The sequence below is a fragment of the Methanimicrococcus hongohii genome (assembly GCF_032594095.1).
In the GTDB taxonomy this organism is placed as follows: domain Archaea; phylum Halobacteriota; class Methanosarcinia; order Methanosarcinales; family Methanosarcinaceae; genus Methanimicrococcus; species Methanimicrococcus hongohii.
In genome coordinates, this window is the sequence record NZ_CP131059.1 from 864,775 (window position 1) to 885,376 (window position 20,602).

Annotated in this window: 20 protein-coding genes; 5 read left to right on the forward strand and 15 right to left on the reverse strand. The window is 39.0% G+C overall.

The genetic code is table 11. The annotated features are described in order from the left end of the window. Positions 1-100: 100 nt before the first annotated feature. The 8 genes from cfbE to ribC form a co-directional block, all read right to left on the reverse strand. Positions 101-1,654, reverse strand: coding sequence for a coenzyme F430 synthase (gene cfbE, locus MmiHf6_RS03985; RefSeq protein WP_316558410.1), 1,554 nt, complete (start codon positions 1,652-1,654; stop codon positions 101-103). 337 nt (positions 1,655-1,991) lie between these two features. Beyond that, positions 1,992-3,137: a pyridoxal phosphate-dependent aminotransferase gene (locus MmiHf6_RS03990; protein ID WP_316558411.1), complete on the reverse strand. Its 1,146-nt coding sequence runs from the start codon at positions 3,135-3,137 to the stop codon at positions 1,992-1,994. 288 nt (positions 3,138-3,425) lie between these two features. Then, positions 3,426-3,749: a hypothetical protein gene (locus tag MmiHf6_RS03995; RefSeq protein ID WP_316558412.1), complete on the reverse strand. Its 324-nt coding sequence runs from the start codon at positions 3,747-3,749 to the stop codon at positions 3,426-3,428. A gap of 398 nt (positions 3,750-4,147) precedes the next feature. Beyond that, positions 4,148-4,552, reverse strand: a complete 405-nt coding sequence (ribH, locus tag MmiHf6_RS04000) for a 6,7-dimethyl-8-ribityllumazine synthase (RefSeq protein ID WP_316558413.1) — start codon at positions 4,550-4,552, stop codon at positions 4,148-4,150. 96 nt (positions 4,553-4,648) lie between these two features. Beyond that, the gene (locus MmiHf6_RS04005; RefSeq protein WP_316558414.1) at positions 4,649-5,149 is read right to left on the reverse strand and encodes an MAG6450 family protein; all 501 of its coding nucleotides are present in this window, start codon (positions 5,147-5,149) and stop codon (positions 4,649-4,651) included. A gap of 5 nt (positions 5,150-5,154) precedes the next feature. Then, complete coding sequence (locus MmiHf6_RS04010; protein WP_316558415.1) at positions 5,155-5,616, reverse strand: Panacea domain-containing protein; 462 nt, start codon at positions 5,614-5,616, stop codon at positions 5,155-5,157. Between the two features lie 242 nt (positions 5,617-5,858). Next, positions 5,859-6,458, reverse strand: a complete 600-nt coding sequence (locus MmiHf6_RS04015; RefSeq protein ID WP_316558416.1) for a DUF1877 family protein — start codon at positions 6,456-6,458, stop codon at positions 5,859-5,861. 146 nt (positions 6,459-6,604) lie between these two features. After that, positions 6,605-7,069, reverse strand: coding sequence for a riboflavin synthase (gene ribC, locus MmiHf6_RS04020; RefSeq protein ID WP_316558417.1), 465 nt, complete (start codon positions 7,067-7,069; stop codon positions 6,605-6,607). Between the two features lie 103 nt (positions 7,070-7,172). On the opposite strand from ribC, the gene MmiHf6_RS04025 reads away from it, so the two are divergent. Next, positions 7,173-9,002, forward strand: a complete 1,830-nt coding sequence (locus MmiHf6_RS04025) for a radical SAM protein (RefSeq protein WP_316558418.1) — start codon at positions 7,173-7,175, stop codon at positions 9,000-9,002. Here the strand turns inward: MmiHf6_RS04025 and MmiHf6_RS04030 are convergent. The 6 genes from MmiHf6_RS04030 to MmiHf6_RS04055 all read right to left on the reverse strand — a co-directional run bounded on the left by MmiHf6_RS04030 (position 8,972) and on the right by MmiHf6_RS04055 (position 14,905). Then, positions 8,972-10,309, reverse strand: a complete 1,338-nt coding sequence (locus MmiHf6_RS04030; protein WP_316558419.1) for a nucleotidyl transferase AbiEii/AbiGii toxin family protein — start codon at positions 10,307-10,309, stop codon at positions 8,972-8,974. The genes MmiHf6_RS04025 and MmiHf6_RS04030 overlap by 31 nt on opposite strands. Positions 10,310-10,339: 30 nt before the next feature. Then, positions 10,340-11,059, reverse strand: a complete 720-nt coding sequence (locus MmiHf6_RS04035; protein WP_316558420.1) for a DUF6577 family protein — start codon at positions 11,057-11,059, stop codon at positions 10,340-10,342. A 345-nt stretch (positions 11,060-11,404) separates the two neighbouring features. Continuing rightward, positions 11,405-12,613, reverse strand: a complete 1,209-nt coding sequence (locus MmiHf6_RS04040; protein ID WP_316558421.1) for a Fic family protein — start codon at positions 12,611-12,613, stop codon at positions 11,405-11,407. Between the two features lie 454 nt (positions 12,614-13,067). Further along, the gene (locus MmiHf6_RS04045; protein ID WP_316558422.1) at positions 13,068-13,487 is read right to left on the reverse strand and encodes a pyridoxamine 5'-phosphate oxidase family protein; all 420 of its coding nucleotides are present in this window, start codon (positions 13,485-13,487) and stop codon (positions 13,068-13,070) included. 327 nt (positions 13,488-13,814) lie between these two features. Then, on the reverse strand, positions 13,815-14,003 hold the full coding sequence (locus MmiHf6_RS04050) for a hypothetical protein (RefSeq protein WP_316558423.1): 189 nt from the start codon (positions 14,001-14,003) through the stop codon (positions 13,815-13,817). 482 nt (positions 14,004-14,485) lie between these two features. Beyond that, complete coding sequence (locus MmiHf6_RS04055) at positions 14,486-14,905, reverse strand: pyridoxamine 5'-phosphate oxidase family protein (protein ID WP_316558424.1); 420 nt, start codon at positions 14,903-14,905, stop codon at positions 14,486-14,488. 310 nt (positions 14,906-15,215) lie between these two features. Between MmiHf6_RS04055 and MmiHf6_RS04060 the strand changes: the two genes are divergently transcribed. Continuing rightward, positions 15,216-16,061 carry a S4 domain-containing protein gene (locus tag MmiHf6_RS04060; protein WP_316558425.1) on the forward strand — a complete coding sequence of 282 codons (846 nt, stop codon included), beginning with the start codon at positions 15,216-15,218 and terminating at the stop codon, positions 16,059-16,061. Between the two features lie 335 nt (positions 16,062-16,396). Here MmiHf6_RS04060 and MmiHf6_RS04065 read toward each other — a convergent pair whose 3' ends face one another. Continuing rightward, a complete protein-coding gene (locus tag MmiHf6_RS04065) occupies positions 16,397-16,828 on the reverse strand; it encodes an MreA family transcriptional regulator (RefSeq protein ID WP_316558426.1) in 432 nt (143 codons plus the stop codon). A 511-nt stretch (positions 16,829-17,339) separates the two neighbouring features. Between MmiHf6_RS04065 and MmiHf6_RS04070 the strand changes: the two genes are divergently transcribed. The 3 genes from MmiHf6_RS04070 to MmiHf6_RS04080 all read left to right on the forward strand — a co-directional run bounded on the left by MmiHf6_RS04070 (position 17,340) and on the right by MmiHf6_RS04080 (position 20,394). Then, a complete protein-coding gene (locus MmiHf6_RS04070) occupies positions 17,340-17,930 on the forward strand; it encodes a CDP-2,3-bis-(O-geranylgeranyl)-sn-glycerol synthase (RefSeq protein ID WP_316558427.1) in 591 nt (196 codons plus the stop codon). An 84-nt stretch (positions 17,931-18,014) separates the two neighbouring features. Beyond that, positions 18,015-18,554, forward strand: coding sequence for an orotate phosphoribosyltransferase (gene pyrE / locus MmiHf6_RS04075; protein WP_316558428.1), 540 nt, complete (start codon positions 18,015-18,017; stop codon positions 18,552-18,554). Between the two features lie 700 nt (positions 18,555-19,254). Further along, positions 19,255-20,394 carry a hypothetical protein gene (locus MmiHf6_RS04080; RefSeq protein WP_316558429.1) on the forward strand — a complete coding sequence of 380 codons (1,140 nt, stop codon included), beginning with the start codon at positions 19,255-19,257 and terminating at the stop codon, positions 20,392-20,394. Positions 20,395-20,602 lie beyond the last annotated feature (208 nt).

Genomic DNA, 20,602 nt, shown 5'->3' on the forward strand with positions numbered 1-20,602 from the left:
TGAAACACGATTAATCTGAAACTTTCAATATCTTGAAACTTTCCACATCTGAAGTCTTCTGCCATTCAAAATTTTGACATGAAGTATTTTCCTAAAGCACTTATCGGAAGCACTTGACGGCCGCGACGATGATATCTCCCTCGTCCGTTATTTCAATTGCTTTTTCAAGACCGTCTTCAAATGAATCCGCGTAAATTGATTTGCAGAAGATGTCATCTTCCGTTTTCTCAAGCGGGTCGTCTTCACAATCGCTTGCTTTCACTTTTGTAAACGGTTTCATACGTTCGCCGACCAAAATCAAATTTTGAATGTCATCTCTGTAATCGACGATCAATTCTTCGATATCGTGCGGTTCAATTCCTTCGCAAACGGTTTTTTCGTCTTCGCCGATGACTAATGTGACGCGTTTGGAAACGGTCGAATCGTATTCGGGCGATTTCTTGTCTGTGTATTTCTCAAGCATATATTTGAGAGCGGTTTCTGCCGTTTCAATCGTCAATCCCGAATTGGAATTGTCCATGATCAAGCGGCCTTTTTCTTCGTATTCGCGCATGCGTCCTTTCACTCCTTTAAATTCGGAAATCACTTCCGTGATTTGCTGTTCGGGAATGTCCAGTTCAAGCGCTGCCGCAACTGCCGCGGCCATTGCCGTTTTGTAAGAGTTCACATTGTAACCGGAACTTAGCGGCGCTCTGAAAAATATTCCCGTTCTTGAAGATTCAATATCCGCGACAGGTTCTTCGTCCGTTCCCGTCGTAATATTGACATAAACGTCGGTCGGCGTGTTTTCTTCAACCGCCTCCCCTGAATCATCGAAAATAATCAATTCCTGATCTTCTCGAATATAATTTTGAATAATTTCGGAATCATGATAGCTGACAACAAAAGCGCTGCCTTCTTTTGAACGGCTGATCATTTTGGTTTTGGCGTCGGTCGAATTCATCGTTCCGCCCGCAATCATGTAATCGGGATGCGCTTCAGTCAAAATGCCGATGTCCTGCGCGCCCGTAAACCCGAGCGAGATTTCAAAAATCAACGTGTTGGGCATGTATTTGCGTTCAAATGCCAAATCCGCTAAATCGGGAACATATGCGGGCGTGATGCTGATACCGGGCTCGATTCGCTCAAATCTGCCGTTGTCCCAAAAGGTCATGCCTTCGGACGTGTGCAGAAGAACACGATTTTTGTAAGAGAGCATTTGCGCAAGCAATACAGCCGTGCTTGTTTTTCCGCGAACGCCCGTGATTTCAACCAAATACCGGTCAGCAATTCTTGGATCGCTTCGAAGAAGGCGGCCGACAATTTCGTGATGCGTCATCGTCGGAAGACCGAGTTCTTCGGCTTTTTTATAAAATGAATTTTCGGGGCTTAAATGAACGGGAAGACAAACGAGTTCAAAATCGTCCGTTAAATCGTCTTCATTCGCCGTGATTTTAATTTTGGTGCCTGTTTCAGAGTCTGTTTCAGAGTCTGTTTCAGAGTCTGTAACGGACTCGTCACCGGCGGCTTTCATAATATCTGCCGGCATTTTTTTGTAAACATCAAAAGCAACAGCCAATATGCCGTATTTTTCCAGCTGTTTCGCAATCGAAAGGCCGCCGTGATTCACGTCAAAGACGGCGATTTTTTCCCACGGGATTTCCGGATGAGGCATTTATGATCTCCAATTTATTTTGAATGAATCAATATCATTTTTCGTTTAAAATGGTTTTGTAATACAAAAAGGTGTCATATGTAATACTGCCCTGATTCCAAAGCAGCCGCTTTACTGCAAATCCTTTGAATTGTCACGATTTCAAATCCGATTGAAAACATATCAAAGAAATCAATCAAGAAATGATTGAAAACGGATTGGAAATTGATTGGAAACTGATTGGAAACTGATCCGAAATTATTGGAAACAGATCAGAAATTATTGGAAACAGATCAGAAATTGATTGGAAACGGATCAAAAGCCGACGAAATGAAACGAAATAACAAACGAATAAATATCAGCCGAATACTTTTTCCATTCTGACAAGTGCTTCCTGAATTTTTTCAACGGATGCCGCATATGAAATTCGGATGTTGTTTTTGCCGGACTCACCGAATGCGATTCCGGGTGAAACTGCAACGTGCGCTTCTTCTAAAAGGCGGTCGGTGATTTCTTCGCCGCTTCCGAATTCGCTGACATCGGGATACGCGTAAAAAGCGCCGTCGGGCATCGGACATTTCAGACCGAGCTTTCGGAGTCCTTCGATAAGCACGCCGCGTCTTTCTTTGAAGGCCGCCTGCATTTTATGAAGTTCGTCCTGCGGTCCTGTCAGTGCTTCGACGCCGCCGTATTGGACAAATGTCGTGACATTGCTGATGGTATGGCTTTGGATTTTTTCAAGACTTTTAAAAATGTGCTGCGGCGCGTCCATGTAGCCGAGGCGCCAGCCGGTCATCGCGTATGCTTTTGAAAATCCGTTGATCGTGATGGTGCGCTCGTGCATGTTGTCAAAAGAAGCGATGCTGTAATTCTTTTTGTCGTAGATGATTTTTTCATACATTTCATCCGACATGACTAAAAAGTCGTGATCGATTGCCAAGTCGGCGATTTCTTTCAGCTGATTTTTGTCGTAAACTGCGCCCGTCGGGTTGCAGGGCGTGTTGATAACGATCATTTTGGTTTTGTCGGTGATGTATTCCAATAAATCTTTTTTTGAGAAATAGTTTTTTTCGGAATCGGTTTCAATCCAAACGGTTTTGCCGCCCGCCATTTTGACGCACGCGTCGTATGAGACCCAGGCGGGATCGAATAAAAGAACTTCGTCGCCGTCTTCGATAAGCGTCATCATGGATTCAAAAATCGCGAGCTTCGCGCCGGGCGTTACCATGACATTTTCGGATGCGGTCGGAATGCCGTTTTCGCTTCGCAGTTTGTCGGCGATTGCGGACCTGAGTTCGGGAATTCCGGCAACGGCGGAATAGTGGGTTTCTCCGGCCAGCATGGCGCGGTATGTTGCGTCTGTAATATTTCGGGGCGTGTCAAAATCCGGTTCGCCGAGTGTGAAGTTGATCACGTCAACGCCGGATGCGATCATGTTTTTCGCTCGTTTGGATGATTTGATTGTCGCCGATTCTTCAACCCTTTCTATTCTTGATGAAATCATTTCTTTTCCGCACCCTAAGGGATTCAACAAACCGATAATTTGAATCATGTATTTGAAAAATAATTTAAAAACAAAAAATTGATTTTTGAATTGATAATTACTTTCTGTAATAATAACTCTTGCTGTCTGTTCCATTGGATACGGAATGAATAAAACGGTTTCGGCTGAAAAAAATCATATTTTAAATGCAGCGCTTATTTTGGATTATTTGATAAATGCAACTTTAATTTTTTGTTACTTTTTAAAAATACAACTTTCATTTTTGGTTACTTTTTAAAAATACAACTTTCATTTTTGGTTACTTTTTAAAAATTTGTGCGGCTTGCGCGGGCGGCGGCAGCGGGTGCGGCTGCCGGCGAAGCGGCGCGGCAGCAGCGACGGCGCAAACCTGACCGGCAGCGGAAACAGAAACAGTAAGGTAGCAGCGGAAACAGAAACAGTAAGGTAGCAGCGGAAACAGAAACAGTAAGGTAGCGGCGGCACGTTCACGAATGCCAACAGATTACGATAAAATGAGCAGATACAGGCAGCAACGCAGACCTGACCCGCAACGGTAAAACATAAACCAGACCTGCAAGCTGAAACATAAACCTGACCAGCAAGCTGAAACATAAGCTGTTTTGTATTTTTTGTTTTGTATGGGAAGAATCCGCCAAGTCTCGTTTCCTCCGCTGCGCTTCGGAAACTCAACTTGCGGGGGCGGTTTTTGAAATTTAATTCAATCAAAAATTGATTGAAACATCATTTTTATCAAAATTCTTCAAAAACAGAACGCCGTCTTTTATCCAAATCTAAAACATTTAAGTTTAGGATTTTATCGGGCGTTCAGGTTCACCGATTTTGAAAATTGGATGTTTAGGTTTCATCCGGAAAACAAAATAAAAACGGCAAACGAATTTGAAAAAGAAATAAAAACGGAGCAGCTCGCGCGCGGCGATGCTTCAAAAAGTAAAAAAATAAAAAATCAAAGTAAAAAGTAACAACAAAAAATAAAAGAAATAAAAAGGAAATCAAACGCGCTGGACGATTTTAACAGCGGCTTCGACTGCTCTTTTGGCGTAGTCCATGCGTTCCATTGCCTGCATGCGCGTCATTCCGGGACCGGAAATGCCGAGCGCAACGGGTTTTCCATATTCGAGTGACAAATCTGTCATTTTTCTTGTCACTTGCGCGACGACGACTTCATCGTGGCTCGTGTCGCCTTCAATGACACAGCCGACGGTGACGACGGCGTCAATGTCTTTGTTTTCAAGCAATTTTTTAATCGCAAGCGGCATGTCATAAGCGCCGGGGACGTAAATTTTTTCGGTGACTTCCGCGCCTAAGAATTTGGCGTGTTCTTCGCCGAGGATTTCCATTTGATAAGTGATATCTCTGTTGAATTCGGCAACAACAAATCCGATTTTAATTGTCATTTTGATTTTTCTCCTGTATTTTAATGGTACATTTTTAAGATTTTAAATTCATTTTTAAGATTTTATTATGATAGGTATTGTATTATTAGAAGATTTTTATTCATTGACATCATGAGGCGGATCCATCGAAATAATATAAAAAATATTTTCGTCACAAAATCCGTGCAAACGATATGTGCTGCTTAAATAAAAATGGTGCAGAGGATGAAACCCTCTGTCGATATGTTCGGGATCTTTGGGAACATGTGAATTTTCACCGGTATTTCTGTATCCTTTGATTTTCTTAATTTCTTCAGCAGTATAACCGAGAGTGTCATGTATAAAACTGTCGAATACTTTTCTTTCGTCTTTAGATTGTTTATACAAACACACATTTTTTATTCCGCATTTTTCGTAGTGTTCGAAACTGTAAATCAATAAATCCGATGTGTCAATTTTTGGAGATAACGGTCTTTCCCGCGGCGAAAATCCTTTTTGTTTGTTTGAGACATCCCCGACAGTAATTCGATTCATTTTACCGGATGTTTTATTATCAGGTGTTTTAGATGTTTTAGGTATTTTAGATGCTTTGTCAGATGTATTCTGTTTTTTAGACATGGAAATCAGTCATTTTGGCTCTCTTCATAGATTTTTGCATAATATTTTTTCATATCGGCTGCTGAAATAATTGCTTCCGATCTTTCAGAATCACCCAAATCGCCTCTTGCAATTTGCCACGGCTCTTCATCATGAGTTAAATTCTCCAATTGAAATTGTGTTAAATCGCCGTAGGAAGCCCAAACGAATTCCAACACATCTTCCGCTTCATCGAAATCATAATCACATTCTTTTTGAGGAATATGAAGCCAACCGTACTGTTTGTATTCTTGGTAAAGCATCGGATTCGCAGGCCCGTGTATCCATGCCTGAAAATCAGAATTCGTACATAACGGTTTATCAAGTAATGTATATGTCCATGCAACAGCATAATAACATAATTTTTGAAGCTTTTTGTGCTGCAACGGCTCTTTATTCAAAAACCAATCAGCCACATCAAAAATGTCAGGTAATTTATTTTCATCCATTTCTTCGGCTCCTCCGAACATGTTACGTACATGTACGTCAAACATCAGAAAGACAAGCAGAAAGATAAATACTTTATTATATTGGTTTTATTCGGATAAAACAATTAGAATAAAATTTGTTCAGAATAATCCGTAAATGTTACGGGACGATTAAAAAACAGTTGGAGACAGTCAAAGAACGATAAGAAGATAATTAGAGAACGGTTAGAAGACAGTTAGAAAATACGGATATTCAAATTAAATCATTCAAAATCTTCATTTTCATATATTGAAAAGATAACGGCATGATTTTCACCGTCATTCACTTTTTCATAAAAACTTCTGAGAACGGCAATTTCATTCCAAAGCATTTCAAAAATATCGCCCGCGCTTTCTTTCAACGCCTGCTTCTTCTTGCTCAAAAAACTGCGCTTCGTCAGTTTCTTAATTTTAGAATCAAAAGCGTCTTTGAATTGCTCTTTATCAATCGTTTCCAAAATTGCGGCGCCTTTTTTGATTTCATCATTTGTCATATAAACGGCAGGATCCATGATTTGAAATCCGCCGCCGTTGTCGCTGCCGTCGCCGCCGTCACTGCTGTCATTTTCTTCATCAATAAATAAAATCGGATCAATGACCAAAGCCGAACCGTCACCGCCTGCAAGAATTTCTCCGCCGCCGACAATTTCCCAATATTCCGAGAATTCATCATCGTCCGCCAAAACATTAATGGCACGGTCAATTTGGGAAAGTTCGATTCTTTCAGAATTGATCAAAATGTCGATGAATTGATCTTTGTCGATGTCACCGTTTTCAAAATCTCTGATCTGCTGTTTGGAAACGGCGGCAAAAACGATAATCATAAGGATCTCCAATATGGTTTTGATGTTACAGTTTTAGTGTTTTGATTTATGATATTTATGATTTATGATTTATAGTTCATGATTTCAATTTATGATGTTTTGATTTCCGCTTTTTATTCGATTTTATTCGATTTTATTTATCGGATTTATCTTCCGAGCGGTTTAGCGTCCGCGAATCCTTCGCGCTGTCCCGTCCCCGCTTCTTTGATCATTTGTTCGGGTGACTGAAGCATTTTAACGACATTTTTCGCGTGTTCGCGCGTTCGGCTGTCCATTAAAAAAGAAAGTTCTTTATCGTCACGACCTTCGTCTTCGTGAACAAAAACCTCAATGATGTGTTTGTTTGTCATCAGCTGCGCCGCAATTATTCCCGTCGACGCTTCGTGCGCACACGTTTTGTCCTGCGGCTTGCTGCCGGGCATTCCGAGCGCCATCACGATGTCACAGTTTTGTTCTTCGATCAGTTTTTTCGCGGCAACCGGCAAATCTTTGATTCCCGGAACCGTCACGCGGATGAGTTTTGCGTTGATATGCTGCTTGAGTTCGTCAACAGCAGCGGCGCCCATATTGCAGCGGGCAAAAGTTGTGTCGGCAATTCCGATTGTAGGCATAGACGAAAAAATAGACAGATAAATAAATAAAGGTATTCATTTTAAGAAAGAAATCCTGAAATCAGTCATTTAGACAGTCATTTAAAAGGGAATAGAAATTGTTATGAAAGCAATCATTTTAGACGGCTATGTAGACGAACCCGCGTGTTTCGGCGTTCCGCCTTATCTTTCTCCTTATCCCAGATACACGGCAGGCGCGCTTATTGATGCCGGCTTCCAAGAAGAAGATATTTCATATTTCACAATCGACACCGTTCGCGCTTCCGGAAAAGCGCTGACCGAACAGTTCAGATCCGCTGACGTTTTCATTATCATTTCGGGAATGACCGTCCCCGGCAAATATCTCAGAGGAACGCCGATTACGGCTGATGAGATCCGCGCACTTTTCAGACTTTCAAACGGCAAAAAGATTCTCGGCGGCCCGATCCGCCTCGGCTATTCGGCAGAAGGCGGCGTTGCGGCAACAAATCTTTCATTTTTGCCCGAAGACGTCATGGTCGCGCAAAAAGATGTTGAAAGTTTTGTTTACGATTATTTTTCAAACAAATCAAAATTTTCAAACGAATCAAAATCCGACTCCGAGACAAAATCCAACTCGCTGATAAAATCCAACTCGCTGATAAAATCCAACCCGCTGATAAAATCTGACTCCGAGCTCAAATCCGGCTCACACATTGAACACCGCTACAGAACGGCAGCAGACATCGCTGTCTGGTCCAAAAAAGGCGCGTTCATTGTCAAGCAGCATCCGGATTTCCCGAATATTATCTGCGAACTTGAAACTTACCGCGGCTGCGGCCGAAAAAAGCATTGTTCGTTTTGCACGGAATCTTTTTACGGCAAACCTGATTTTCGTGACGAAGAAGACATTATTTCCGAAACAGAATTGCTTTACAATAACGGCGTTCGTCATTTCAGAATCGGCCGCCAGCCGGATTTGTTCGCCTACAAAGGAATTGATGACGGCGGCGCAAACCTCAAGCCGAATCCTGTGGCGATTGAAAAACTTTATTCGGGAATTCGCCGCGTCGCGCCCGATTTGAAAACGCTTCACATGGATAACGGAAATCCGATTACGATTGCCGAATATCCCGAGGAGTCGCGTGAAATTTTGAAAACGATTGTCAAATATCATACACAGGGAGATGTTATTGCAATGGGAATTGAAAGCGCCGATCCTGCCGTCATTGAAGCAAACGGATTGAAAGCGACGCCGGAACAAGTCTTGACAGCTGTTCGATTGGTTAATGAAATCGGCGCGGTTCGCGGCGCAAACGGAATGCCTGAAATTTTACCGGGCATCAATTTCGTTTACGGGCTTCTCGGTGAAACGAAAAAAACGTATCAGCTCAATTATGATTTCCTCAAACAGATTTATGATGATGGTTTGATGGTTCGAAGAATAAACCTTCGCCAAGTCATGGTTTTTCCGAAAACGGCACTTTTTGAAAACAGCGTTTCGGATTTTAAAAACGAAAAGCTTTTCCGCGCGCACAAAGAACAAGTCAGAAAAAATATTGACCTGTCGATGCTTCGGCGCGTTGTTCCGGCCGGGACCGTTCTCAAAGATGTTTTCACGGAAGTTTCCGAAAACGGCGCAGACGCTTCCAAAGTGATGACTTTTGGCAGACAGTTCGGCACATATCCGCTTTTGGTCGGTATTCCCGCGGATTTGGAATTGAATCGCTTTTATGACATTCTTGTCACCAACCACGGTTTCCGATCGATTACAGGCGTTCCTTATCCCGTGAATGTCAACACGGCACCGATTTCGATTTTAAAAGAACTGCCCGGATTGAATAAATCAATGGCTGAAGAATTGATTTTGAAGCGGCCTTATTCGAATGAAGAAGATTTGCTGAAACGGTTTCAGTATGGGAAATTGATTTCAAAATATGTTTATTATTCTTCACCCGAAATCAATGATATTTGATAGAGATAATAAAAAGCCTCAGGGTTTACTTTTTTAAGCATTCTTGTTGTTTTTGTATCAAGCGAACCGTTTATCTTTAAATCCTTCACATTTACAGCAGACTTAAATCTGTTTATTTCAACCCGATCAGTCTTAATAATTGAAGCGGCGTATGCTGTTTTCGATGATGCAATCAGTGCTTGATTCATATTAAATTTTCCGGAAAAGATGTATGATCTTACACTCACCAGACCGCGATTCAATATCTTCAAATTTGTATTTTTTCGATCCTCATTCAAACATATCGCTAATGCTGTTTCAATGATATCATTCAAAACATCAATACAATTCGCCCCGCTCTTTCTGTAACTCAACTCCGTTTCTGCAAACTTTGTAAAAACTTCTGCAACAACTTGCATATCATCTGCTTCATCAAATAAACATCCGATATCAAACATTTGCTTGATAATTTCCATTCCCATATCTCGTCCGTTTTTTTGATACGGGATTCCTGACGTATTCGGAGCAAAAGCTGTCAATTTATCACCGAGAAGATTGTTACAGTCCGGAATTTGCACAATAATGTTTTCACCATCTGTTAAAAGAAATTCATGGAAAATGTCAGTAAATACTGTTTTTGTGTAAAGAATTTCTTCCCTTAAGACATCCAATAAAACATATTCCTCATTTTCTCCAAGGACCGATTCATAATATAATTTATAATGTTCTTTTTGAATCAATGCCGGAGCTTTAACAGCTTCATCAGACCTAACAGATTCAGTAAAATCAATAGACTTAACAGATTCAGTAAAATCAATAGACTTAACAGATTCAGTAAAATCAATAGACTTAACAGATTCAGTAAAATCAATAGACTTAACAGATTCAGTAAAATCAATAGACTTAACAGATTCAGTAAAATCAATAGACTTAACAGATTCAGTAAAATCAATAGACTTAACAGATTCAGTAAAATCGAAAGACTTAACAGATTCAGAAAACTCGACGAACTCAGCAGAAATCGGATCTTGACGAAAGTTTCTCTCATATCTCAAAAAGCCTTTATCTTCACAGATTTTTTGCAATATTTCATCGAGCCCATTTTTATCCGGAGTGATGATGTCTATATCAATGGATAAGCGTCTGATCGGATCAAGCAGCAATACTAAAGAGGTCCCGCCTTTGAATACAAAATTCAAATCTGATTCTGCCAATCCTTCCAGCAATATGAGCGCACGAATCATTTTTTCTAAAAGAATATCCTGTACGTGTCCTTTTTTAGAATTAGATTTAATCCAATCATATGTAATACATTCTTCAGATATCATAAATGTCGAATTAACGACTGCGGCTATTAATTATTGCCGATTTAATTCTGTCAGTAAATCCGATATTTTTGATCTTTTTCCTTTTCTTCCCGCATATCTGAGCATCGTATTGCGATTTATTGTGTAATTATCAAAAGCGTTTTCATAAATATGATAAATTTCATTATTTTGAAACGGAGAGAATTCCTTATCTGAATATAAATCAACCAAAATTTTTTCCAAAGCCGGCAGCGGCATTTCAGAACCGGTCATGAGAGGAGAATCCGTAACGAAAGGGCGAACAATAATATATTCCGCAAATTCAGAAATATCTTCATACAAATCCTGAACGCGTATGACATCACGATAAATACTCTTCAAATCATAATACATATATTTTGAAGCAGCGCGCTCAACATCAACAAAATAAATATTATAATTTATCAAATGTTGATTTAATTTATTTACAAATGCCATTTCCCATACACAAAATTTAATCTCGGAATAATTATCAAGAATTATTTTTCCGATTTCTTTTGTTTTTTCAGACGGTTCCTGCGTAAATGTTGTCGTCTCCCCAAACTCATATGTTCCGCGTCCGACACGCTGAATCACACCTTTTTCAACCAAATCATGAATTCTCCAATTCACTGTTGCTTTCGAGATTTTTGGTTCTTTTTTTGAATAATAATTGAAGAAATCATTCACCTGACATACATTCTGATTTGAAAGCTGTTTTTTAAATTTTATAAGATCCAATTTCTGTTTCATAATATATGACTGGGATGAAACTATTTCAAATTATTGTCATAAATTTAAAAAAATTGACAATAATTTGAATTAACGGCATCTAATGTGATATTTTTAAAAACAAAGTTGAAAAAAATTGAAAAAGAATAATAAAAAAATCAAAAAGTAAAATCAAAAAGTAAAATCAAAAAGTAAAATCAAAAAGTAAAAACAAAAATTAAAAGATCAAAAATTAAAAAGAGCAAAAATTAAAAAGAGCAAAATAAAAGAGTAAAATAAAAGAGCAAAATAAAAGAGTAAAATAAAAGAGCAAAATAAAAGAGCAAAATAAAAGAGCAAAATAAAAAAAAGACAAAAAGAAATTGATTATTCAAAATCAGCAAGCACATAATTCGTGCTTCTTCCGCCTTCTTTTTCTTGTTTCAGAACACCTTTTTGAATCAAGTCTTTAATGTCTCTCAACGCCGTATCCTGTGATATTTTTGTAATTTTTGCCCATTTCGAAGTCGTCAGTTTGCCGTCAAAGCCGTCTAACAGGATGTTGATGATTTTTTTCTGTCTTTGATTGAATTCCGTTTCTTCATTATTTTTCCAAAAATCTGCTTTTTGAAGAATTTGTCCGGTCATCTTTTCAGACATTTCGATTGCATGTCTCAATGTTTCTAAAAACCAAATCAGCCAATTCGTTATGTCTAATGTATCGGTTTGCGTTTTTTGAAGCATTTCATAATATTCTTTGCGTTCTTTTTGAATTTGAGCAGACATACTGTAAAAACGCTTTTCTGTCCCGTCCGACCGGGCCAGCAGCATGTCGGTCATCGCGCGCGCAATTCTTCCGTTTCCGTCTTCAAAAGGATGAATGATTAAAAACCATAAATGCGCAATTCCTGCCTTTAAAACGGGATCTAAATTCTCTGATTTTTTTGTTTCTGTTTGCTCTTCTGTTTGCTTTTCTGTTGGCTCTTCTGTTTGCTCTTCTGTTTGTTTTTCATTTTGTTTTTCATTTTGTTTTTCATTTTGTTTTCCGGTTTCTTCCGAATTTATCCAATTCAAAAAGATTTCCATTTCGTGCGGAACTGTTTCGGGACTTGGCGCGGTATATTCAATGACTTCTTTTCCGGGTCTTCCCGAAATCACATACATTTGATTCGGACTCCAATTGCCGACAACTTTCAAATGTGAACTTCCTGAAAACAATAATTTGTGCCATTGAAACAGGCGTTCTTTTGTCAGCGGTTCATTGTAATTTTGAGTTGCGTCTAATGTCATTTCAACGATGCCGTCAACTTGGCGGCTTGAAGAAATCAATCCCGGTTTGTCCATTCCAAGATGTTTGGCAATTGAAGAATAAACTTCAATTTCATTCAGTTTTTCGTTTTCGATTTCGGATGATTTGACAATTTCAACAGATACCGTTTTCAAAACGGCTTCTTCTTCCAACGAAAAACCGATTGATAACATCTTCCCGATCAGTTTTCCCTGTTTGTTTCGCGTGTCGGCAAGATGAGAGATGATTTTTTTATCATCCCACATAAAATTCGGCCAACCTTCCTGTTGATAAATATATTGCGGCATAAATCTTGTTCCCGTTTTTATTTTCATATCATATTCATTTCAAGCATATTGTTTAGAGATTTTTAGAAACTATTGCTCAAACACCTTGATTTTGTTAAATTTGCGGTGAATAAAATCGTAATCTCCGCAATTTATGCGGCGAATATATTTAAGATTTACCACATTCTCCGCAATTTATGCGGCGATTATTTTTCAAAATGTCGCCTAATCTCCGCAAAATGTGCGGCGAATAAAAATTTAATCTCCGCAAAAATGACCGGCAGATATTAATTTTTGAAAAACAAGTAAATCGTAAAACAAACATAAAACTAAAAAAATGAAACAAAAAAGTCACAAAAAGAACAAAACAAAAATAAAAACAAAAAATAAAAACAAAAAATAAAAACAAAAAATAAAAACAAAAAATAAAAACAAAAAAGAAACCGGAAATAAATCCGGCAAACTCATAATTTATTTATAAAATCTTTTGTCCGGCATCTTTTCCGGATTTGCAGTTAAAGATATCTGTAATTTTAATTCTGATAATTTCCTTCATCGGAAGACCGGGTTTTGCTTCTTTGACACGTCCTGTCATGCCGTCGTAAACATCGCCTTTTGCGGTGATTTCGACTGCTTCACCTTTGATCTGAATGCAGCCTGCTGTTTCGGGACTCCAGATGTAAAGCGCAACTTTCGGGTTTTCCTTAATGTTTGCGATTGTTTTGAGGAAGAAGTTGTTCATGATGTGAATGTAATCATCTTTGTCATCACTATCATCGATTTCAGCGATTCCGATCGGAATGACGTTGGGTGTTTTATCGTTGGAAGCGGTGGCAAGCGGTAAAACTCTGACTTTTTGAATATCTTCTTTCATTTCGGGCGTTAATTTAACCATATTTTACATCTCCTTTTATTATTTTTTGTTATTATCCGTTTTTAAAATAATCACTGAAAATAGAATTGCAGGCTATTTAAAAATTCCCTGCTCTATATTTTTATGATTCTATAAATTTCAAAGATATGATGAAAATAACTTTTCAAACAAAAAAAGAAAATGAGACAAAAACGGCAGTGAAAATTGAAGAAATTTGAAGAAAATTGGGTATGATTTTTGATTGTTTTTCAAAAAATGGTGCGGCTCGCGCGCGGCGGCGGCAGCGAAAACCGAAACCTATAGGTAACGGCGGCAACAAACACCTCCCTCCCATCGCAAACAAACACCTCACTCCAATCTGCCATTTTGAAATTTTGTGAGGCGAAGCCGAGCAAAATTTAATGCCAACGGATTACGATTAAAAAGAGCAGATACAGGCGGAAGCACAAATCTGATTTGCAGAGGCACATTTAAAGACAGTTGCAGACGAGCAGGCACAGCCGAAACCGGCAGCAAAAGACAGGGGTAAGAAAGCACTCGCAGGAGTCGAATGCAACTGAAAAAGCAGAACGTTTTAAAATTTTCGTTTCGTATGGGAAGAATCCGCCAAGTCTCGTTTCCTCGCTGCGCTCGGAAACTCAACTTGCGGTGGCGGCTTTTGAAATTTAATTCAATCTAAAATTAATTGAAACATCTTTTTTATCAAAATAATTCAAAAACGGAACGCCTCTTTTTCAATAAAATCTAAAACATTTATTAGGGTTTTATCGGGCGTTCAGGTTCACCGACTTTCTTAAAGTTGGATGTTTAGATTTCATCTAAAAATAAAATAAAATAAAACGGATGAACGAATTTGAAAAATAAAATAAAAACCGTGCAAATCGCGCGCGACGCAGTGCCGCAGAATAAAGCAGACATGAATGAATGAAAAATAAAAAAGTCAAAAAGTAAAGTTAAAAATAAGTTAAAAATAAAGTTAAAAATTAAAAAAGTAAAATGAAAGCAGAATCAACTTTCATTTACAATTTCTTTTTGCCGGCTTCCTTTCCAAGCTGGCAGTCAAAGACTTCCGTGACTTTGACGCGGATAACTTCAATCAACGGCAGGTCCGGTTTCTCGGGTCTGACGCGGGCGGCGAAATCTTCATAAACACTGCCTTTGTTTGTGATTTCGACGACTTCGCCTTTGATTTGGTTGCAGCCGACTGTTTCGGGTGTCCAGAAATAAAGAGCGACAAGCGGATTTTCTTTAATGTTGTTTAATGTTTTGAGGAAAAAGTTGTTCATGATGTTGATATAATCATCTTTTTCATCGCTGTCATCAATTTCTAAGATCGCAATCGGGACGACGTTCGGGACGCCTGATTTCGTTGCAGTTGCAAGCGGCAAAACGCCGACGCTTTTGATATCTTCTTTCATTTCAGCTGTTAATTTAACCATTGTATTGAACTCCACGCTCTGAAGAGCAACTTGAATTGTTCTGCTTATTTAATATAGGTTTCGAAAAAATATTAGAATCTGAAAGAAATTCAATCCTGTTTCAAAATAATTTTTGAATGAATTCCAACATTTTTTACCGTTTATTAATTTTAGCATTTTATTTCATTTTATTTTATTTTATTTTGCGTTTTATTTCATTTTGTGTTTTATTTCATTTTGTTTTATTTCGTTTTGTGTTTTATTTCGTTTTGTATTTAATTTACGTTTTAAACGATGTTATTTATAACAAAGACGTTTTTGGCATGATATTATGAGACTTGACAGTTATTTGGTGGATACCGGCTTTTTCAAATCACGCGGGCGCTCCAAAAGAGCGATCGAAGAAGGAAAAGTCAAATTAAACGGCACTGTCTGCACCAAACCTTCTAAAAACATTACCGTTGACGATGTGATCGACGTCGAGGAAGGCATGGATATGCCGCGCGGCTATTTCAAAATCAAAGCAATTCACGAAAGAATCCCGCTGTTTAAAGACGGCGATTACGTTTTGGATTTGGGATCCAGCGCCGGCGGCTTTTTGATGTTTGCAGGCGAACATATCGGCGGCACTGGACACGTTCACGGCATTGAATTTTCAAAAGATTTTCGAACAGAACTCGGGAAACTGGCGTTTGAAAATGAAAACATAAGCGTCATGTTTGCCGATGTCTTTACCGTTCCTTTTGAAGAGGTTGCGACAAAAGAAACTTCTAAAAACGGATTTTATGATGTTCTTCTCAACGATATGACGCTTGAGCCGACAGATTCGGTTTCCGCGCTCATTCGAATGGATCCTCTTTTAAGACCGGGCGGCCGTCTTCTTCAAGTCATTAAAATCCCGAAAAACAGATCCAAATCCTCTGTTCTTCGAAAAATCGAAGAAGCCGGATACATTATTGAAGAAGTCATTGAACCCGAAAGACAGGAAACGTATATTATCGCCCGTAAAAACGGCGGAGAATCCGATGATGAAAACGGTGAAAACACGGAAACAGATAATGAATTTTTGGATTCCGCTTATGTCGATGAAGACGGTGTCGAATATGACCTGTCCGAAGAAATCGGCGGCGACGAAATTGACATTACAGATATGATTTTTGAAGGCGAAGAAGATTAATTCAAAAATCATTCCTTTTTTTCAAAAATAATTTAAAAATTAAAAAATGCTTCAAAAATTGCCTCAAAAACACATTCCAAGTTATTTCAAAATTATTTCAAAAAAATCAAAATTATTTCAAAACCGCTTCAAAATGTTTCAAAAACGTTTAAAAATTGTTTCAAAATCATTTCAAAAACGTTTAAAATTGTTTCAAAAATGTTTCAAATATCACTTTAAAAAGATTTCAAAGCCGCTAAAGCTGAAAAATTAATTCTCATAAATCTAAAAAATATTAAAAATATCAAAAAATAAATTGAAAAAATGAATTGAAAATACCCGTATATTTTTTCAATTCATTTTTGTCCGTCTTTGTTGATCAGTTCTTTCAACTGATTTATTTTGCCGATCGAATTTTCATAATCTTCATGCGCTTTCATTTCGTAATACGCATAAATCGTTTCCATGGAAGCACAGAGCGAATAAACTTTTAAAGGGCGTCCTTTTTTGTTTACTCTCACCATACGATTTTCAATCCAGCCGTTGTCGCCCATGAAACAAATCGCTAAACTGATTTCCGGCTGACGGAGACCCGTCCCGATTTCAATTTCACGTGATGATGCTTCTTTTACATTCGACAAATAAACCAGTGTGAGTGCTACATTCCTTTGAATGCCTAAGTTTCTCAAATCGGAAACAAAAATTAAATCGTTTTCATCTAAGATTTTAACTTCGAAATCGATCAAATAACCACCTGCTGCATTGTCGAAAACGTCTGACAGAGTCATTTTTCGAAAACGCTTTTAAATTTTTATCTATATAACGACGTTTTTTTCCTCATCTTTTCACCTTATTTTTCATCCGTTTTTTTAATGCAGTCTGTCCCGTCAACTTCGTGAATTAATTTGGTTCAATTATTTAAATAAATCGAAATTATTTTTGAAAAGTTTAGTTTTATGCCGGATTTATTATAATCAGCTTAAATCAGCTTCAGATTCTGTTTTCATACAATGATCCATTTTACAATAATAATAAAAGTAGTAATTCATATTAATAATAGTATGTTTAGATATTAATCGTTTGATATTAAAATAATTAAATTGTCATCTTTGATTTGCCATCTTTGATTGCCATCTTTGATTTACCGTCTTTGATTGCCGTCTTTGATTGCCATCTTTAATATCATCTTTGATTTTCATCTTTCACATTATTTTTATTGCTGATGACTGACCGATTCCGCGATAAATATAAAACATGGAACGGTTATTTCTTTTCAATTCACTTGAAAGGTTTTAAAACATGTTTCTTGAACTCATAACAGCAGTTGTCGTCGGTTTGTGGGTAATGCTCCCCGCTTATCTGCCCAATTCATTTGCAGCCGTTTTCGGCGGCGGGAAACCGATTGACGGCGGAAGAACAATGAAAGACGGGCGCCGCATTTTAGGAGACGGCAAAACCTGGCGCGGCCTTTTCGCTGGCATTCTTCTCGGTTTTTTAACAGGCGCCGCTGAAATTTTCGCCCTTCGTCACGGATTTCATTTTTTCGGAATTGAACTTCCCGGATTCAGCGCAACCGGCGTTCCCGGCGCGTTTGACCTATCCGCCGTGATTGCTATTTTATCGCTCGCAATCGGCGCTCTTTTGGGCGACATGGCGTTCAGTTTCTTAAAACGCCGTCTCGGGCTTCAAAGAGGACAGGCAATGCCGCTCATTGATCAATATGATTTCTTAATCGGCGCTTTCCTGCTGACCGCGATTACTTCTTACGGCTGGCTGACAATGACATTGGATTGGCTGACATTTATTGTCATCATTATCATTACGCCGATTCTTCATGTCGGAACAAATATCGTCGGTTATTGGCTCGGCATCAAAAATGAGCCGTGGTAAATTGAAAATGTAAAACAATTCAAAAAATGTAAAAATGAAAAATTAACGCAAAAAAATAATTGACACATTCACTCACTGATTATTATGGACAATTCTGAAATTATTCAAGCTTTAAAAGACTGCAACGCTGTTCAATTCGGCGATTTTACGTTATCGTCGGGGCAGAAAAGCAATTTTTACATCGACATTAAAAAAGCAAGCACCGACCCGAAAACATTGAAGATTATTGCCGATTACATCGCCCGCTTTCTTCCGTCCGTTACGGAAACGCCGGCAGACAAAATAATTATCGGCGGCGTTGAACTCGGCGGCGTTCCGATTGCAACAGCCGTTTCTCTTTCAACCCAATATCCGCTTTTGATTATTCGTAAAGCAACCAAAGAATACGGGACGAAAAGCCGTTATGTCGGGGAATTGGACACGAATAAAGAAATCATTTTGATGGAAGACGTGACAACCAGCGGCGGTTCCGTTAAAAAAGCGATTGAAGCTCTTTTGGAAGACGGCGCTGTCATCCGTAAAGTCATCACAATCGTTGACCGTGAATCCGGCGCGGCCGAATCTTTAAAAGAACTCGGCGTCGAATTGATTCCGCTCGTTTCTTCAAGCGAATTGGTTGAGTAAAGCGCTTTCGATTCGTTTTCTTTTTACTTTTTCAATTCTTTTTTTATATTTTCCTTTTTTACTTTTTTGTTTAAAATATGAAAAACGCAGGGTGCCGTTTGAAATATTAAATGAAAAACGGAGCGGCTCGCGCGAGACGGCGGGCAGCAGCGGCGATGCAAACCTGACCGGCAGCAGCAACCATAAAAAGACAGTTGCAGACGATCAGGCTGAGCAGCACCGCAACAGTAAAAGACAGTCGCAGATTGGAAGGTTCAGCAGGAACAGAAAAGCAATTTGAATCAACAGTTTTTGATTTTTCGTTTCGTATGGGAAAGAATCTCCATCTCCTCCTTCACTCGCTTACGCTCGCGAACTCGTCGTTGGAGAGGCGGTTTTTGAAATTTAATTCAATCTAAAATTAATTGAAACATCTTTTTTATCAAAATAATTCAAAAACGGAACGCCTTCTTTTATCGAAATCTAAAACATTTATTTAGGGTTTTATCGGGCGTTCGGGTTCACCGTGTTCTGAAAAATGGATGTTTAGGTTTCATCCAAAAACAAACTAAAACGGCGGACGCGTTTGAAAAATTAATTAAAAAACGGAGTATCTCGCGCGCGGCGGAGGCAGCGGAGGCAGCTCAGAAATTGCATGTTCAAATCAGGACATTTTGAGCAATGTTTATTACCGATTCGTCCTATTCATTGTTGATTCATCGTGATTTCTAAACAAACGCTTCTAAATCTTCTGAAATATTTCATTTTTATGACCGTCTGCATCGTCATCGTTTCCGCGGGATTGTTTCATTTTGTCCCGCCCGAAGACGTGAAAAAAACGGTCGTTTATGCCGCGCGAGACTTGATGACTCCGGGAGGCGACATTGTGATCGTTTATCCGTCACTTTCCGATTGGAGCGGTTTGGAGCGTTTCAAATTATCCGATGAAGGCGAAACATATAACGTCGTCTACACGTGGTCTTACGACACACAATCTTATTCTCAAAGCGTTGAAATCCCGCGCGAGATGTTTGAATATTATCAAAACAAATCGCATGACCGCCGCGATTACGCCCAGTACGCCGTTTCCGAATATGACCGCGACGTCGTTTTAAAACTTGCAGAATCTTTCCGCGCGCACGGACAAAAATACAGATATTCCGAAGACGAAATCGCGCTGAACATCATTTCTTTTGTTCACACCATTCCGTACACCTACGATTCGGAAACAAAAGGCGTTTTGGAATATCCGCGCTATCCGGCAGAAACACTCGTTGAAGGCGGCGACTGTGAAGACCGCGCGATATTGGCAGCCGCTATTCTTTATGAATTGGACATCGACTGCATTTTAATTCACATGAAAGATCACATGGCGCTCGGCCTGAAAGACAACGGCAATTTCACGGGACAATCTTATGTTTACAACGGCACCGTTTACTATTACGCGGGCGTCACCGACGGCGAAACAACAGTCGGTATCATTTCCGAAGACATCAATCCCGAATTGATTGCAATTTTCCCCGTCGTTCAATCCCCTGTTTTATCCGCCAAAATCAATCAATACATGATCGGATTCGATGATGATTCTTACAAATATGTTCTTCAGGGAACCGTTCAAAACGCAGGTGCCGGTCACGGTCAAAATGTGTCGATCCGCGTTGTCACGGAAATCACAAACAGCGCCGACACCGTTCCCGACCAGCTCATTTCAATTGCTTCAATTCCCGAAGATTACAGCGCCGACATAGAAGTGACAATAAAAGTGCCGAGAGCAAACGGAATCATTACAATATTCATTGAAGGAGAGAATTTCGAACCGATAGAAGTCGGCGGATTTTATTTCAACCTCGGAAACCGCTGATTTATCGGCTGCGGTTTGATTTTATTTTAAAAATATTTCAATAATATTCTTTTCTCCCGATTTCCAATTATGCTTTCCGATCTTGTTTTCGAATTCTGTTTTCCGATTCTGTTTTCTAATTCTTTTTCTTAGTTCTATTTTTTCAATTCTTTTAATTTTCCAATGTTGCGGCGCCGGGCTAGGGTTGTGCTGCTGCTTTCAGGTTTTC